Genomic DNA, 16,172 nt, shown 5'->3' with positions numbered 1-16,172 from the left:
GGACATTGTTCGGAAATGCTGAGAATCCAGGGTTGACCTGTGAGTAGCTCGCAGGTTTAAGCTGTCATGGTTCTGTTCGTAAGGAGCCGTTATGAAGGTTCAACAGTTAGCAACGCTCAGCGGTGTTAAAGCCGATACCATTCGCCATTACGTGCGCATTGGTTTGCTAGTGCCGCAAAAAGGCAGCAATGGTTATCACCAGTTCAGCGACACCGACGCCAGGCGACTGAGTTTCATCATGCAGGCGCGGCAGCTGGGGTTTACCCTCCATGACATTGGCCAAATCATGGCGCTGGCGGAACACGGGGAGTCGCCATGCCCGACGGTGCGGCAATTGATCGAGCCGCGTTTGTCTGAAGCGCGCAGCCGCCTGGCCGCCATGCAGCAACTGGTCGAGCGCATGGAAGCGGCGGTGGAGCAATGGCAACATCAGCCCGACTGTCACCCATGCGGCTACCATATTTGCCATTTAATTGAAGGCCCGCACGAGGAGCTGCACACAGACGCGGCGAATGCATCACAGGAGATAGGGTCATGACGAGTTCATCCAGCTGCTGCGGCACTAAACAATCGGTTGCCAGCGCGCCTAGCTGCAGCGGCAAAGCAAAGTCACAAGCTAGCTGTGACTCAGCAGCCAGTGAGAATACCGCTTCAGGCTGCTGCCCCAGCACAGCGGTGCCTGCAGACGACGGCGGATGCTGTGATAGTGAAAAAAAGGCACGCATCGATTGGATTATGTGGACCTGCCTGCCGTTCGTGGTTGCGGGTTACGGTGGCTATTTGGCCTTCGGCCACGAAGGAATGCCTGCTTGGCTGGCCACCATGTTTCATACCAGCTTTGAAATGGTCAATGCCATGTGGTGGGGCATTTTAATGGCGGCGTTTTTTGTTGGTTTATTAAGTCGTGTGCCGCGCGAACTGGTGATGTCGGTACTGGGCCGCGGCGGCAGTAAGCGAGGATTAGTCCGCGCGACGGCTGCCGGTTTGCTGCTGGATTTATGCAATCACGGCATTTTAATGATTGCGATGAAACTGTATGAGCGCGGTGCCAGTATTGGTCAGGTAATGGCGTTTTTGATTGCCAGCCCGTGGAACTCGCTGACATTAACGCTGATTTTGATTGGTCTGATTGGTTTGCCATTGACGTTGACCTTTATTGCCGGTTCGATGGTCATTGCGCTTATCAGTGGTTGGATTTTTGATCGCTTGGTCGATCGCCAAGTATTACCGGCCAACCCCAATCAAGTCGAGTTTCAAGTGCTGCCATTTTGGTCGACGCTGAAAAACAGCTGGGGTGGTTATGACTGGCGGCCAAAAGCTGTGGCAGGGCTGTTTTGGGAAGGCTTAAAAGACTCGCGTATGGTCCTGCGCTGGATCGTATTTGGCATTGTATTGATTGCTCTGGTGCGTGCCTTTGTGCCGCCAGAAGTGTTTAGCACCTGGTTTGGTGCGACGGTGGGCGGCTTATTTATGACCTTGTTGGTGACCACCATCTTGGAAGTGTGTTCTGAGGGCAGCAGCCCCATAGCGGCGGACTTAGTAAACCGGGCTGGAGCACCGGGCAATGCCTTTACCTTTTTAATGGCGGGTGCGGCGACGGATTACACAGAAATCATGTCATTAAAAGACACCACTCGCAGTTGGAAGATTGCTCTCTTTCTGCCTTTGGTGACCGTGCCGCAGGTACTGCTGATTGGGTATTTGCTGAATCTAGGGCACCTCTGAACAATGCTGCACCCGCACTGGCCTATTCGCAGGTGCGGGCAGAGGTTCTTTTGATAGTTAAAAGCGTATATCCAAGATATGGCCGGTGGTGCGCTTGGGCTCGGTGGCATACCAAACTTCGTGAGTGGTGGCCTCGGGCCAAGTGCGCTGGCAGCGGGCAATCAGAGCCTCAAAGGTCGGCCGCCCTGGGTCGGCCAGCACAATGCGTTGAACGCCGCCGCGTTTAGCGCGTTTGATTAGCCGAAATAACTCGTCGGTCAGGCTGTCCCAGAAACAAATATCAGCCCCGACCAATACCTCAAAGTCGCGCAGGTCTTTTACCTTGATATCGTTGAAGGCTGATTTCCAATGGTGAATACCGACGTCGTTGTAGCTGGCCATAACGTCCAAATACGGAAATACCGCCTCATCAATATCCACCCCAGTGACCTTGGCATTAAATTGGCGAGCGCAGTAAATACTGGCAGGCCCCCAGCCACACCCCAATTCCAGCAGCGAGCGGCGCTTTGGTATTGGGCGTTCACGCAAATAGTCCATGATTAAAAAGCTCGACTCCCAGGTTTTATGGCCGTGCACACTGGGCTGTGCCACCGTTTTTAGTTGTTTGATATGACGGTGCTGCGCGCTGAGCAAGTAGATGCCATACGCTTTTTTAACGTGAGCGGGTAAGGCTTCAAGTTGAGGCATGGAACCAAAGTAGTAATGAATGGTCTTGGCAGTGTACCTTGACTGTCATACAAACTTAAGAGGACGCCCCATGCGTAATTGGATGCTTGCCCTGACCGCACCGTTACTGCTCTCAGCCTGCTCATCGGTATCGGTGCACGACTATGCCGAGCGCCAACCCAAACTGGACCCGCGTGAATTCTTTGATGGCAAATTATGCGCCGACGGCGTGGTTCGTGATTGGAAAGGCGAGCAGATTCGCCAATTTAACGCCAGCATCATTGCTACCTGGGACGAGCAGGGCGTTGGCACCTTGGATGAGATTTTCCAGTTTGACGATGGCCGCGAAACCCGCATCTGGACCTTAACCCCAATGACCAATGCGGAGGGGCAGCGCGCTTACCGTGCCAAGGCCAACGATGTGCCAGAGCCCACCGTGATGAACTTTGCCGGTAACGCCATTCATATGAACTATATGCTGCGCTACGGCGAGTCGGGCGACACCATTGATCTCACCATGGACGACTGGATGTTTAAAGTCGCCGACGGCGTGGTGGTGAATGAAACCACCATGAGCAAATGGGGCATTGATGTCGGCCAAGTGTTGCTAGTAATGCGCAAGGTGGATGACGGGCATGAGTGTATTGAGGAGTGACTCAGGCCATGCCGGCGCTGGCATTTAGTGACTCAATAAGTGGTTTCAATAGCGGCCTTAGCAAAGGACGGCGCTATTGAGACCGTCTAAGCCATGGCTTTGCTCTGGTTTAGGCACAAGCTAGCGCTGGCTCTTTGAGAGCGTTGTTGAGGTGATGGATGACCCGATGTACCACTTCTTGTTTGAACCTACCAAATAACAGACCTCTTTGGCCATCTTCTACTTCTTAAGGCACGAGTTACATTTCTGTCATAAAGAGTCTCGGGGGAATTTGGGTCATGTCAATCAACTACACTTTTCCGAAGACGTCTGACCGTGAGCTCGCAGCCGCTCTTATTCTGAGATGCTGTGACACCCTTGACGTACGCTTTCGGTCCGTTGAACTTTAAACTCGAGATAACAGGGCTAGGTTAGCCTTGTGTGTGGTGGCCGCAATGTTGAAACCATGCTCTGTAATCCTGCAAGCTACGGTGGCGATGCTTGTCACTGTCTGCAGTGGTTTTTCCCAGTTCCTTGATGCGGCGGAGCTGCGCATGGGTTTGTATAACTGGCCTCCGTTCAGTTTTGATGCCGAGAGACCTTATCGTGGCATTGATGTCGACCTTGCCAATGAAATCAGTAAACGCGTCGGTTTTGACTTCACCATTGATACCTGCCCTTTTGAGCGCTGCTTGCTGGAGATGGAACTTGGGCGATTGGACTTGATGTCAGGAATCGCACTGACTCCTAAGCGTGCTAAATATATGGATTATGCGCACTTCCCTTATGCCGAGGTATCCACAGCATTTTTTGTACGGAGAGGCGAAGAAGAGCGCCTGCTTCGCTATGAGGATCTTTATAACTTACAGATTGGCGTGGTAAGCGAAGCGCACTATTTTGATCGATTCGATATCGACAATAACCTTAATAAAACCGTGTTTCATAGTGAAAAACTGATGATTAAGCTGCTGAGTTTGGGACGGATAGACACCTTCGTCAGCCATCAGACCACTGGGGCCTATGAAATTATGAACCAGGGATTTAAAGGAACGCTGGTACAGGCACCTTATTCTCCTGGGAGTCGAATTCCCATCTATTTTGCAATCTCCCAAAAGTCACCACACCGATCTCTGCTGCCAGCAATAAATAAGGCCATCAAGGACATCCATGCCGATGGCACCATGGAAAAGATCCTCAAGAAGTACCGTTAATCAACAATGGCTTTTACGACGTTGGCCTACGGTTTCATTCTATCGGACGTGAACGTCGATAAAGATGCAGTGGGCATCTCCATAGCCAGCCAGTCGTATTGCTGGCCCTCCCGGAAGGGTGCGGGCGTTATGCCCTCATAACGTCGTCAGCGATGCCCGTCATCGCCGCCTTGTTCTGAATGGCTACTGCACTCGTTCATCGCTGTGCAGATTTATTCTAAGTTGCCTTTGAGTCGAAGTATTGAATGCTTACATCAAATTGCCCGTGCATAACAGTGTTGCAATGATGACCGGCTATTAAGTTGAGCCTCGTTGTTGATATGCTGCGCAAACTTCATCCCCCACACTTTGATCTGCGGAAAACTAAGGAAGGTAAGCAATGAATCACTGGCAGCTTCCCCACCGTTATGACTTTGACGGGCGATGCGTTCGTTACGGTAAATTGGGCGACGGGCCACCGTTAGTCGTGGTTCACGGCACGCCTTGGTCGTCATTTAATTTGCGCCATTTAATTCACCGCTTAGCCAACCACTATTCGGTGTATTTTTACGATTTGCTGGGGTATGGGCAATCTTGCACGACAACAGGCGATGTCTCCCTCGGGGTGCAGAATCAGGTGCTGGATAGCCTGTTAAGTCATTGGGGGTTAGAGAATCCGATCATACTTGGCCATGACTTTGGCGGCGCGACGGTGCTGCGCACCCACCTTTTAAATCAGCGTGCGTTTAGCAAAATGATATTGATTGACCCGGTTGCCTTATCCCCCTGGGGGTCGGCATTTTTTCGCCATGTCCATCAATACCAAGAGGCCTTTGCAGGGCTGCCCGATTATATTCACCAGGCAGTGGTGCAAGCCTATGTGCAAACCGCGGCCGTAGAACCTCTGGACGACGAAACGTTACAAGGCATTATCGCGCCTTGGAGCGGCGAACAGGGCAAGATCGCGTTTTATCGGCAAATGTCACAGGCGGATTCCAACTATACCGACGAGGTTGAGCCAAACTATTCGACCATTACAGTACCAACCTTGATCTTATGGGGGCGCGAGGATAGTTGGATTCCGGTTGAGCGCGGCGAAACACTCCAAGCCATGATTCCTGGCTCTAAGCTGAAAATTATTGACGGAGCGGGGCATCTGGTGATCGAAGAAAGACCCGAGCAGCTATGCCAGGCAATTATGGAATTTGTTGGATGATAGCGTTGAAGGTGCTAGGAGTAGCCGAGTTGCAACCAATCGACTGTATTTACAACTTTGGTGGCTGCCAATAATAAATGCTCATGGCTTGCCGTTAAACGGATACTGGTAAGACGCTGGCGAAGAGACAAGGTACCCAGAGCCAGTAGCGGCATGCGTTAACACCTATGCAGTGAGACAGATATGATTAACCGGATGATGACCGCTGTTTACGTCAGCGACCTTGCTCGCTCTCAGGCGTTTTACCAGGATTTGTTAGGGCTCAAGGCCGTGTTTACTACGGATTGGATTGTGCAGCTAGCGGACCCGGACAGCGGCGAGGTATGTCTGATGCTGCAACCTCAACAGCATGAACTGGTACCGACGAGTTTTCAAAAAAATCCGCAAGGTCTGAGTTTGGTGTTTGTCGTCGATGATGTCGATAAACGTTACCGCTACGCACGCTCGCAAAACTGGCCCATTGTGCAAGAGCCGCGCAACGAGGAGTATGGCCAACGCCGTTTTTTGCTGGCTGACCTCGATGGCGTATTAATTGACATCTGCACGCCCTGTGAGCCATCAGCCGAGTTTATTGCTCAGTATTTTTAAATACCGATGTTTGCTAGATGAGCTTTACCCTGAACATCCGCAATTTGATGAAGCTTCGGCGGGGCCTTGCAACAAGCACTGCAACCGCTGTCAGCCTTGGGGAACGTATTTCCGTGGTCTGTATGTGTTGTCGCGAGCAGGCGAGAATACCCTTGGATTTCTTTTATACCGTTATCCATAAATCCTACCAGTCTAGTCTGACATTTGTCCTTTCCAGGCGTACAATCGCGCCATCGTGAGTAAAGGTTGTGATCTAAGGGGATGCACCGTGAGTCAAATAACCCAGTCTCAAGTTGAGCAAGCCATCCAAGGCTATACCGACCCGTATCTGAACAGCGATCTGGTCAGTGCCGGTGCGCTGCGCTGCGTGAGCATTAGCAATAACAACGAGATCGAAGTCGAGCTGCACCTGCAGTACCCAAGTGGCTTCTTGGGCAATGGTGTCGAGCAAATGCTGCAAACGGCCATTGAAAACATCGACGGCTGCCAATCTGCCAGTGTAAAAATCAGCTGGGAAGTTCTGGAAAACAAAAGCCAGAACAGCGTTGATGCCATCGAGCAAGTAAAAAACATTGTGGCTGTGGCGTCGGGTAAAGGCGGTGTGGGTAAATCGACTACTTCGGTTAACTTAGCGCTGGCGCTGGCCAAAGACGGCGCCAAAGTGGGTTTGTTAGACGCCGATATTTACGGCCCTAGCCAGGGCATTATGCTGGGCGTGGAAGAGGGCACGCGGCCAGAAACCATCGACAATAAATGGTTTGTGCCGATTGAAGCCCATGGTATTAAAACCATGTCGATGGCGTACTTGGTGACCGAATCCACGCCTATGGTGTGGCGTGGGCCTATGGTGGCGGGTGCGCTGCAGCAAATTCTGACACAAACCCAGTGGGGCGAGCTGGATTATTTAATTATCGATATGCCACCGGGCACGGGTGATATTCAACTGACTTTAAGCCAGAAGTTTCCGGTATCGGGTGCTGTGATTGTGACCACACCGCAGGACATCGCCTTGGCCGATGCCAAAAAAGGCATTGAAATGTTCAATAAGGTGAACATTCCGGTAATGGGCATGATTGAAAACATGAGCATGCATATTTGCTCTAACTGCGGCCATGCCGAGCCTATTTTCGGCCAAGATGGCGCCGATGAGTTAGCACAGCGCTACGATACCCAGGTGTTGGGTTCGCTGCCGTTGTCTAAATACATTCGCGAGCAAAGCGACGCCGGCACGCCGGTCGTGGCCGCTGACGATTGCTCAGAAGTATCGATGATGTATCGCCACGCGGCGCGCCACTTAGCCGTGGCGCTGATGCATCAGGCACAAAACCGTCAGGCGATGCCGAGCATTGAGATCAGCGACGACTGAGTGCTTAAGATGACCCAAGTGTGTAAATTTGCGCACTTGGGTTTTTTATTTGCGCACTTGGGTCATTTACCCGGCGCTTTGTCAGGGTAAACTGCGCTCATCACAATAATTCCTTAGGTAGCCCTTGATGAGTCAGTATCCGCATCTGTTTGAACCCCTGGATTTGGGTTTCACCCAACTGAAAAACCGCATCATGATGGGCTCGATGCACGTCGGCCTTGAAGACCGCCCTTGGCACTTTGATGAAATGGCTGCTTACTTTGCCGAGCGTGCGCGCGGCGGCACTGGCCTGATGGTCACCGGTGGCTTTGCTCCTAACCGTCGTGGCGACTTGCTGCCATTTGGCTCCAAACTGATCAGTGGCTGGCAGGTGCCGTTTCATAAAAAAGTCACCTCAGCGGTGCACGAAGCGGCATCAGACAGCAAAATCCTGCTGCAAATTCTGCACGCCGGTCGCTACGGCTATACCCCGTTTAACGTTGCGCCAACGGCGATAAAATCACCCATTACACCGTTTAAGCCGAAAGAGCTGAGCGCCAAGCAGATCGAAAAAACCGTCGATGATTATGTGCGCTGCGCCAAGCTAGCGCAAAAAGCCAATTACGATGGCATCGAGATCATGGGCTCTGAAGGTTACTTCATCTGCCAAATGATCAATAAACGCGTCAATAAACGCACCGATGAATGGGGTGGCTCTTACGAAAACCGCATTCGCTTCCCATTGGAAGTGGTGCGTCGCATTCGTGCTGCAGTCGGCGAGAAGTTCATTTTGATGTTCCGCCTGTCGATGCTGGATTTGGTTGAAGACGGCTCGGACATGGCCGAAGTGATTCAGCTGGCCAAAGAGCTGGAAAAAGCCGGTGTGAACCTGATTAACACGGGTATCGGCTGGCACGAAGCACGGGTGCCGACCATTGTTACCTCGGTGCCGCGCGCCGCCTTTACCGAAGTGACTGCTCAAGTAAAAGCCGCGGTGTCTGTGCCTGTGGTGGCGTCGAACCGTATTAATATGCCGGATGTAGGCGAGCAGATTCTGGCCAGCGGTCAGGCCGATATGATTTCTATGGCCAGGCCGCTGCTGGCCGACCCAGATTGGGCCAACAAAGCGCGCGAAAACCGCGCCGATGAAATTAATACCTGCATCGCCTGCAACCAGGCCTGCCTCGATCACACCTTTGAAAACAAACGTGCCAGCTGTTTGGTCAACCCGCGTGCTGGCCATGAAACTCAGCTGCTGTACACGCCAGTGGCGCAAGCGAAAAAAGTCGCTGTCGTCGGTGCTGGCCCGGCCGGTTTGGCCTGTGCCAATGTCGCGGCACAGCGTGGCCACAAGGTCACTTTGTTTGAAGCGCGCGGCAATATTGGCGGTCAGTTTAATTACGCTGCGAAAATTCCGGGCAAAGAAGAGTTTTACGAGACCATTCGCTATTTCCACAAAATGATCGAAGTGCACAACATCGATTTGCGCCTCAATACTTGGGTCGATGCTGAGCAGTTAAAAGCCGAAGGCTTCGACGAAGTGGTGGTGGCGTCTGGAGTCGAGCCGCGTGTACCGAATATGCCGGGCGTCGATCATGCCAAGGTGGTTACTTACCAGGATGTACTGGATAAAGGTCTGCAGCTGGGTAAGAAAATCGCCATTATGGGCGCTGGCGGTATCGGCTACGACATGGTCGAATACCTGACCCACGAAGGCCCATCCATTACCCTGGATAAAGACGCTTGGATGAAAGAGTGGGGCGTGGATGGCAGTAACTCGGTGCGTGGTGGTTTAAAACCGGCGGAGATCGAAGAGTCACCGCGCAAGGTATATATGCTGCAGCGCAAAGCCTCGCGCTTTGGTAAAGGCCTGAATAAAACCACCGGTTGGGTGCACCGCGCGGTGGTGGCCATGAAAGGTGTGGAAACCATTGGCGGTGTCAGTTACGACAAGGTCGACGATGCTGGTTTGCACATCACCATTAGCAGCGGCAAAGAGGGTGAGGAAGTAAAAGAAACTCGCGTGCTCGATGTCGATCACGTGGTGCTGTGCGCAGGCCAAGTGTCGGTGAACAAACTGCACCAACAGCTGGAGCAAGACAATAGCAAAACCTTTAACTTGCACTTGGTCGGCGGTGCTGAGTTTGCCGGTGAGCTGGACGCCAAGCGTGCCATCAAGCTGGCCAGTGAGTTGGCAGCAGCGCTGTAAATCGCTGTCACCACGCTATCGCCACGATAGCACCGCTAGGGAGCATAGCTCCCTTCATTGCCCACGCCTTGCTATGCTGAGAGCGTATTCTCAGCATGGCGGTTGTAATGCCTTTGTCGCCCCTTCCTTCTTCTTTCCCTTGGTACGCTGATCCGCGCCGCCGTTTGTTGGTGTTGTTGCTGGCACTGCTGTGCAGTTGGGGCTTAGCTTGCTTGGCGTTGGGGCACAATCTGCGTTGGGAGTGGCAGATCGACGCCATCGCCAACTTGGCCGAACTAGTGATTTTCACCCTGGGTATGTGCATTGCCCAGCTAAGCGGCCTGTCGGAATCGGCTCGCAGGCCCATGGTGTTGGGGTTTTTCTTCACCAGTGTGTCGTGCATGGGCGACTGGGTTGATGAATTTGTCGATTACTCCGAGCCGATCGAAATTCTGGTGGAAACCGTCGAAGCGCTGTTTGTGTTTGGTCTGGTATTCGCCGGTATTGGCTTTCGGCGCTGGCTGATGCACCAAAAGGCCATGCTGGCGCAACAAACGGAGCGCACTCAGCACTTTCGATTGCTCAGTGAGTTGGACGGATTGACCGACGTCTACAACCGCGCCGTGTTCGACCGCGAGCTGCCGCAGCAAATACGCTTGGCGCACGAAGCACAGTGCGATGTGGCGTTACTGTTGATCGATTTGGATCACTTCAAACGCGTCAATGATGAACATGGCCACAGCGTTGGTGACCAGGTGTTGCGTGCCTTTGGGCAGTTGCTGAAAACCGAGCTGGCGGAGCACAAGTTGTTGTTTCGCTACGGTGGTGAGGAGTTTGCTGTGCTGCTGCCAGCGGTGGATCTAAAAACCGCTCAAGGGCTGGCGGAGCGCGTACGCCACAGTACCGAGCTACTGCACGTTCATGGCGGCCATGGCCGGCCATTGGTGCTGTCGGTCAGTATTGGCATTGCCATGGCAGAGCTGGGTGAAGACGCCCTGCAGCTACTGCAGCGCACCGACCATGCCTTGTATCAGGCCAAGCAGTCCGGGCGCAATCGCGTCTGCTGCGGCTGATCCGCCTCGGCCAGCGGTAAAACCAGCGTCAGATCAAAACCTTCAGCGCTGCCCCACTGCAGTTTGCCGGCGAGAATTTCCTGCACCAAATTGTGCACCTCATACAGCCCTAAACCACAGCTGCCAGCATCGCTGCGGCGGGTGGTGTAAAACGGCAGGAAAATGCGCTCGCGATCCTCTTTGGCAATGCCACAGCCATTGTCCTGATAACGAATACGCAGCTCGTCGCCTTTGTCGTAAACACTGATATGAATGTTCAGCGCTTGGTCGCGGTTATGGCGCAGGCTGTTGTCCACCAGCTGATTGAGCACTCTGCCCAGGGCATCACTGTCGCCAAACCACTGTTGGGTGAAGCTGCTGATCTTCACCGTCAGTTGCAGCTCTGGGTCCAGGCGCAAGGTCTCTTGTTGCCAGTGGCGAAACCACTGGCGCAGGTGAATCAGCTCTTGCCATTGTTGCTCTTCGATCAGGGCGGAGTTTTTCATCACCTGATTCAAATCTTTCAGCCGTGCTATGCCTTGGTCAATGTGCTGGCTACCGTCGCACAGTTGCTGGCGCAACTCATCGTCGCGCACGGCGGCAATGTTTTCATGCAAATAGCTTTGCGCCATTTGAATATTGCCCAATGGCGTATTCATTTCATGCGCAATGCCCATCACCATCTGCCGCAACGATTGCGCTTTTTCTGCTTGGGCATGTTGCAGGCGTTGCTCGTGCTGAGTTTGCTGAGTGACGTCCTGGGCCGAGCCAATCCAGGCGGTGTCCGAGCCGGCCAGCTCCTCACCGCGGCGACGGCGCATGGTGATGCTGAGCCAGCGTCGTTCGCTACCATCGCCGCAGGTCAACAGATAGCGCTGCACCTGACCGTGTTGCTGTAGGATCTGCCACAAATCCGTTACCGAATCATCGGCAAACAGACGATCAAAGTTGGGCAGTCGCTCGGTGTCGCAGTGGGCCAGATTGATCATGGTGCGCCAGGAGGGGTTCGACTTGGTAAAGCGTCCCTGCACATCAAGCTGGAACTGCCCGGTCAGCGAGTTGTGGTACAGGTCTTCAAAGCTGCGCAGGTATAAAATCGCTTGCTCCTGACTTTGCAGGCGCTGCTGCCTGGCTTTCAGTTCATTGCGCTGCAAGCGGGTAATGCGCTCACCCAAGGCCATGGACAGCAAAATAATCTCCAAGAATGAGCCAATCTGATAGCTGAACAGCGTCAGCGTATTGGTCGGTAACCAACCCAGTGAGCGCACGTTGGTGAAGACCATGCCAATAATGAACACCACCCAGGCGATGCAAAAGTAGCGTGCGGCGACCTCGCCACGGCGCCAAATACGAATGCCCATGGTGAGAGCCGACACTGTGATGACGGTGCTGAGCAGGTTTTGCGCAAACAACACCGAGCCATACGAGCTCACCAGCGCCATCGGAATGGACAGCGCTGCCAGAGCCGCAAATATGGTGAAGACACCGTGCATGGTGGGGCTGTGCTCGGCCAAGCGTAAAAAACGCGTGACAAATAAGCACAAAATCAGCTGATTGACGCCAAACAACATCGGCAGAGCGTAGCGATTGACCTCTGGCCACTGCGGCCACAAAAATTGAAACGCTGAGCCTTCGTAGGTCATGTGCAGCAGCAGAAACGACAATACAAAGCCCGAATACAGCAAATAGTTGCGATCGCCCGTTGTTAGGGCAATAAAGAGGTTATAAAGGCCCATTACCAGCAATGCGCACATAAAGCCGCCGCGCAGCAAGTTGTACGACAGTAACGAGCTGTCCAGCTCCGCTTCGCTGATCAGCCAAGCGGGCAGCTGGCTGGTGCCTTGGCTACGCAAGCGTATATACAGCTCTACCTCGCCTGTGGCGTTGATGGGCAGAATCAAATCCGGATGTTGAATGGCGCGCTGGTTAAAGGGCAGGCTGTCGCCGCTTTGCTGATGTTGGCAGGGCTGGGGCTCGGTGGTGTGCGTCGTTGGTGCTGCCTTGGGGCAAATGTACAGATCCACTTCGTCCAGTAGGGCGTAGCGAATCCACAGCCACCATTGTGTCGGTGGCAGTTCTAGGGTCTGGCGAAACCAGACGGCGGCGTCTGTATAGCCAAAGTTCGGGTGATCGGCGCCGGTAGGCTGCCAGTCGGATGACTGTCGCACTTGCGCCAAGGTCAGCTCTAGGCTGGGGTCCTGCAGTTGCATGGCGCCCTGGCCAAACGGCTGGCTGTCGTACTGAGCGGGTGAATAGGCCTGTGCGCTTGATGCCAGGCACAACAGCCAGGCCAGCCATATTGCAAAGACAGGAAACGGCACCGAGCACTCCTTCCGTCGTTGTGTTTATTGTTATTGACTGTCAACCATGCCGTATTAATGGCTCAGTGCCAATGCCATTAAACTCACCCAAGCGACCATGCCGACCACCAGAATGCCCCATTCCAGCGCGGTCAGATCGGTGTTTTGCGCATAAAAATGCAGCCGGCTGTCGTGCAGACGATTCACCGTCAGGTTGGCCTGAGCATTGGGCAGGGTAGCCAGCAGTGCTAGAAACCAGCCATGACTGTCGCCGCTGGCGACAAACCAGATGCTGAACAGCAACGACAGAATGAACAATAAATAGGCGCGTAACGGCTGCCATCGCGGTTGCTCACCGTCTTCGACGGCTTGGCGGTAGATGCGCTGATACAGCTGCCATTGGCTGATTGGCCAAATCAATAACTTGAACCAGGGCATGAAGGCATTAGGCTGGCTGATCTGGCGCCAGTTGGCCCAGCTCCAGTAAAGGTTATAGAGGCCGAAGGTGGCCAGCGACAGCTCGACAAACTTCTCGGTGCCAATCGGATAAAACAGCGCTTTTTCTTGTACTTCCGGATGTAACTGCATGCACGTCTCCAAACGATGGATCATGGCATTGGCGCCAGTCAGCAGGGTACAGGGGCGTTGCTGCCGCTGTCGATGGTAACGGCATGTGAACGCTTTGGCGAGCCCGTCACCCTTTGCTCTGCAGGTACTGGCGCTGGCGGCTGGGTTTCAGTAGTCTTGCCGGTTTGGTGACAGTTTTTGTGTTGATGGCTGCGTATGTTTTTTGATCAGGAGCGGTTGCAGTTCTTCCGTCCGTTGACCGGTAAGTACCGCGCCCAGGTGCAGCAATGTCTGAGCGAGCTGTATCGTCGTTTGTACAGCTCCAGTAGCGCTGACTATGGCCAGGCCATTGGCCGCGATACCGTGGTCGAAGTGTTCCAGGAAGCGCTGGTGCGCGCCCCGTTATTGGCTGAGCCAGGCGATGACACCGACGGCGATGGCCGCTTTCGTAACAGCCGCGAGCAGGCCGGGTGGATTCTCAACCTGCTGTTGGAGCATGGCTGGCTGGAAAAGCAGGTGGACGAAGCCAACTTGCAAAGCACCTTTGCCTTTACCCGCTACGGCCGGTTGTTTACCGAGCCTTGGTTGGCCGACAGCCGCACCTCCGCGCGCACCCGTCACCGTAATACGCGTAACACCCGCAACTCGTTGGAAGCCTACCTAGAACGTGGCGATGTGTACGATTTGCTCGACGCGTATGAGTACTCAGAGCGCATCATCAGTGATTTCACCGATGTGATTGCGGAGCTGGAAGAGCGCAAGCGCGATTTGGTGCGCGAAATGGAAGATCAGCTGTTGGTGCAGCGCGCCAGCGAAGCCTTTTTCGATTTTATGGAAAAACGCTTTCAGCCCGATTTGTCGGTGCGCTTGTCGGCCGACAATGTTGAAAAACACCGGGATCAAATTCAGCGCCTGATTAAGCAAATCCGCAAGCAGGAAAAGTCGGTTAAAGCCGCCGCAGAAGGGCGTTTGAGAGAGCTGCTGCCAGAGCTGGTGCAGCCGGGTCAGTCGGTATTGTGGTCGCTGCTCGATGGCATTGAGCAACGACTGAAAAATGCCAGCGATATTATGCTACCGGCTCTGCGCCGGGCGCTGCAAAGTTTTACCAAACGCGCCGACATTATTATTCGCCAAATGAGCTACTTGGCATCACAGCAAAACAACGATGTCTTGGCGGTATGCAAGCAGCTGGCCGCGGCCGATGAGCAGCAGCAAAACGAGTTGTTAGAGCGCGCGGGTGTGCTGATGACGGTGCCGCAAATTGAATTGCTGGACCCAGCGCAAGTGCGCCTGCACGCGCCACGTCAGCGGCGTCAGATCGATGCCGACCTAGACGAGGGTAGCGGTGATTTTGACGTTGATGCACGGCGCGATATTTATATTCAGCAAGTGTTGGACCGAGCTTTTTTGGTCAACCAAGAAGCGGTGCGCGGCTACATTCGCCAGCACTTGGCGCAAGGCGAGCAGATATCAACCCGCGATTTGCCCATCGAATCGGCGCAAGACTTTCTGGCGGTGGCCCATGCCATTGGTTTGGGCTCGGCGGATGGTTTGTCGAGTGAGTTTCAGTTTTTAATCGAGCCGGATGATCACGCAGAAGACGACGGCGGCGAATATTTTTTGCGCAAAGACCATTTTACTTTGCAGCTGGTACAGAAAGAGTCCTGATATATGTTAGACATGATTGAACGCGATCTGGAAAAAGAGGGCTTGGACCAGCGTGATTTTTCCGAATTATTGATTCGGCTGTTGGACTACGGCGTCATTTGCCGTGATGAAAGTCAGATCGAGCAACAGCTGTACGACCGCTACATTCGACTGGAACGTTTGGTGGCCGATTATTTGTCGGTGATTGGCATTCGTTTACAGCATGACCGCCGTTTTCAGTTTGTGCGGTTATTTCCGCCAGGTGCTCAGGTGCCGGGTATGGAAGAGCCGATGCAAGCCGGAGGGCAGGCTCTGAGAATGCGCTTAACCCAGCAAGAAGTGGCATTGATTCTGGTGTTGCGTGCGCAGTACGACAAAGCCCTGCGCGAAGGCCAAGTGGATGAGCAAGGCTGTGTCATGGTGTCGCTGGAAAGCCTCAGCATTGCCATGAAAAATCTGCTCAAACGCACCTTGCCTGAGCAGCTGACGGAGCGTAAACAGCTGTTCCGGCGGTTAAAACAATTGCGTTTAATTCAGCTGGCCAATGAGGAACAGCTGGCCGACGGTGATTTGTGGCTGCGAGTCAGACCGATGATCATGAGTTACGTCAGCGACGAGGTGCTATCTGAATTAACCCCTGAGTCAGACGCACCTGTCGTGGAGGTGGCAGACCACACGGCTGCAGAAGCTGAAGCAGAAATGACAGCAGCAGAACAAACAACCGCCGCCGAAAACGAACAAAATGATTCTGAGAATCAAGCGGCGAACACACGAGGCAGCGAAGACCCTGCACAGAGTGCAAATAATTCGCTAGACGATGATGCTGCTGTGTCCTCAGCGGAGAATGAACTGGTTGCTGATCAAACGCAGCATTCGGATAAAACCGACAATGCTGTTGAAGTGGTCGCCTTTGACGCTGCCGCCGGTGATGATGGCGCTGTTGACGATGAGTCTGCTGATGATGAGTCTGCTGATGATGAGTCTGGTGATGTGAACAACGAATCCGAGACCGCACCACGTTCTGCCCCCGCGAGCTTGTTTGGAGAGTAGTCCC

General features: G+C 53.6%; 15 protein-coding genes. 11 read left to right on the top strand and 4 right to left on the bottom strand.

Going from position 1 to position 16,172, the window contains the following annotated elements:
• Positions 1–91 precede the first annotated feature (91 nt).
• A complete protein-coding gene (locus tag CHH28_RS15910) occupies positions 92–538 on the top strand; it encodes a MerR family transcriptional regulator (protein WP_094061243.1) in 447 nt (148 codons plus the stop codon).
• Positions 535–1,725 carry a permease gene (locus CHH28_RS15905; RefSeq protein WP_094061242.1) on the top strand — a complete coding sequence of 397 codons (1,191 nt, stop codon included), beginning with the start codon at positions 535–537 and terminating at the stop codon, positions 1,723–1,725. The genes CHH28_RS15910 and CHH28_RS15905 overlap by 4 nt, the downstream gene beginning before the upstream one ends.
• A gap of 57 nt (positions 1,726–1,782) precedes the next feature.
• Here the strand turns inward: CHH28_RS15905 and CHH28_RS15900 are convergent, their stop codons facing one another.
• A complete protein-coding gene (locus CHH28_RS15900; protein WP_094061241.1) occupies positions 1,783–2,412 on the bottom strand; it encodes a class I SAM-dependent methyltransferase in 630 nt (209 codons plus the stop codon).
• 70 nt (positions 2,413–2,482) lie between these two features.
• On the opposite strand from CHH28_RS15900, the gene CHH28_RS15895 reads away from it, so the two are divergent.
• From CHH28_RS15895 to CHH28_RS15885, 3 genes are all read left to right on the top strand, one after another.
• Positions 2,483–3,046, top strand: coding sequence for a DUF3833 domain-containing protein (locus CHH28_RS15895; RefSeq protein WP_094061240.1), 564 nt, complete (start codon positions 2,483–2,485; stop codon positions 3,044–3,046).
• A gap of 434 nt (positions 3,047–3,480) precedes the next feature.
• Positions 3,481–4,236: a substrate-binding periplasmic protein gene (locus tag CHH28_RS15890; protein WP_094061239.1), complete on the top strand. Its 756-nt coding sequence runs from the start codon at positions 3,481–3,483 to the stop codon at positions 4,234–4,236.
• Between the two features lie 379 nt (positions 4,237–4,615).
• A complete protein-coding gene (locus CHH28_RS15885) occupies positions 4,616–5,431 on the top strand; it encodes an alpha/beta fold hydrolase (protein WP_094061238.1) in 816 nt (271 codons plus the stop codon).
• Between the two features lie 14 nt (positions 5,432–5,445).
• Here the strand turns inward: CHH28_RS15885 and CHH28_RS19950 are convergent, their stop codons facing one another.
• Complete coding sequence (locus tag CHH28_RS19950; protein WP_157729951.1) at positions 5,446–5,586, bottom strand: hypothetical protein; 141 nt, start codon at positions 5,584–5,586, stop codon at positions 5,446–5,448.
• A 28-nt stretch (positions 5,587–5,614) separates the two neighbouring features.
• On the opposite strand from CHH28_RS19950, the gene CHH28_RS15880 reads away from it, so the two are divergent.
• From CHH28_RS15880 to CHH28_RS15865, 4 genes are all read left to right on the top strand, one after another.
• Positions 5,615–6,019, top strand: a complete 405-nt coding sequence (locus tag CHH28_RS15880) for a VOC family protein (protein WP_094061237.1) — start codon at positions 5,615–5,617, stop codon at positions 6,017–6,019.
• Between the two features lie 268 nt (positions 6,020–6,287).
• Positions 6,288–7,385 (top strand): iron-sulfur cluster carrier protein ApbC, encoded by a 1,098-nt coding sequence (apbC, locus tag CHH28_RS15875; protein ID WP_094061236.1) that lies wholly within the window; start codon positions 6,288–6,290, stop codon positions 7,383–7,385.
• Between the two features lie 127 nt (positions 7,386–7,512).
• On the top strand, positions 7,513–9,573 hold the full coding sequence (locus CHH28_RS15870; protein WP_094061235.1) for an NADPH-dependent 2,4-dienoyl-CoA reductase: 2,061 nt from the start codon (positions 7,513–7,515) through the stop codon (positions 9,571–9,573).
• Between the two features lie 107 nt (positions 9,574–9,680).
• Positions 9,681–10,625, top strand: coding sequence for a GGDEF domain-containing protein (locus CHH28_RS15865; RefSeq protein ID WP_157729950.1), 945 nt, complete (start codon positions 9,681–9,683; stop codon positions 10,623–10,625).
• On the opposite strand, the gene CHH28_RS15860 is transcribed toward CHH28_RS15865, so the two are convergent.
• Together CHH28_RS15860 and CHH28_RS15855 are read right to left on the bottom strand one after the other, a co-directional pair.
• Positions 10,583–12,925, bottom strand: a complete 2,343-nt coding sequence (locus CHH28_RS15860; RefSeq protein ID WP_094061233.1) for a sensor histidine kinase — start codon at positions 12,923–12,925, stop codon at positions 10,583–10,585. The genes CHH28_RS15865 and CHH28_RS15860 overlap by 43 nt on opposite strands.
• 54 nt (positions 12,926–12,979) lie before the next feature.
• Positions 12,980–13,492: a hypothetical protein gene (locus CHH28_RS15855; protein WP_094061232.1), complete on the bottom strand. Its 513-nt coding sequence runs from the start codon at positions 13,490–13,492 to the stop codon at positions 12,980–12,982.
• A gap of 195 nt (positions 13,493–13,687) precedes the next feature.
• Between CHH28_RS15855 and CHH28_RS15850 the strand changes: the two genes are divergently transcribed.
• On the top strand, positions 13,688–15,139 hold the full coding sequence (locus tag CHH28_RS15850; protein ID WP_094061231.1) for a Wadjet anti-phage system protein JetA family protein: 1,452 nt from the start codon (positions 13,688–13,690) through the stop codon (positions 15,137–15,139).
• A 3-nt stretch (positions 15,140–15,142) separates the two neighbouring features.
• Positions 15,143–16,168, top strand: coding sequence for a DUF4194 domain-containing protein (locus tag CHH28_RS15845; protein WP_094061230.1), 1,026 nt, complete (start codon positions 15,143–15,145; stop codon positions 16,166–16,168).
• Positions 16,169–16,172 lie beyond the last annotated feature (4 nt).

Origin of the sequence: Bacterioplanes sanyensis (assembly GCF_002237535.1) — a bacterium.
GTDB classification, from domain to species: domain Bacteria; phylum Pseudomonadota; class Gammaproteobacteria; order Pseudomonadales; family Oceanobacteraceae; genus Bacterioplanes; species Bacterioplanes sanyensis_A.
The sequence above is the reverse complement of the archived record's forward strand: the minus strand, read 5'-3'. Positions and strand labels throughout refer to the sequence as shown.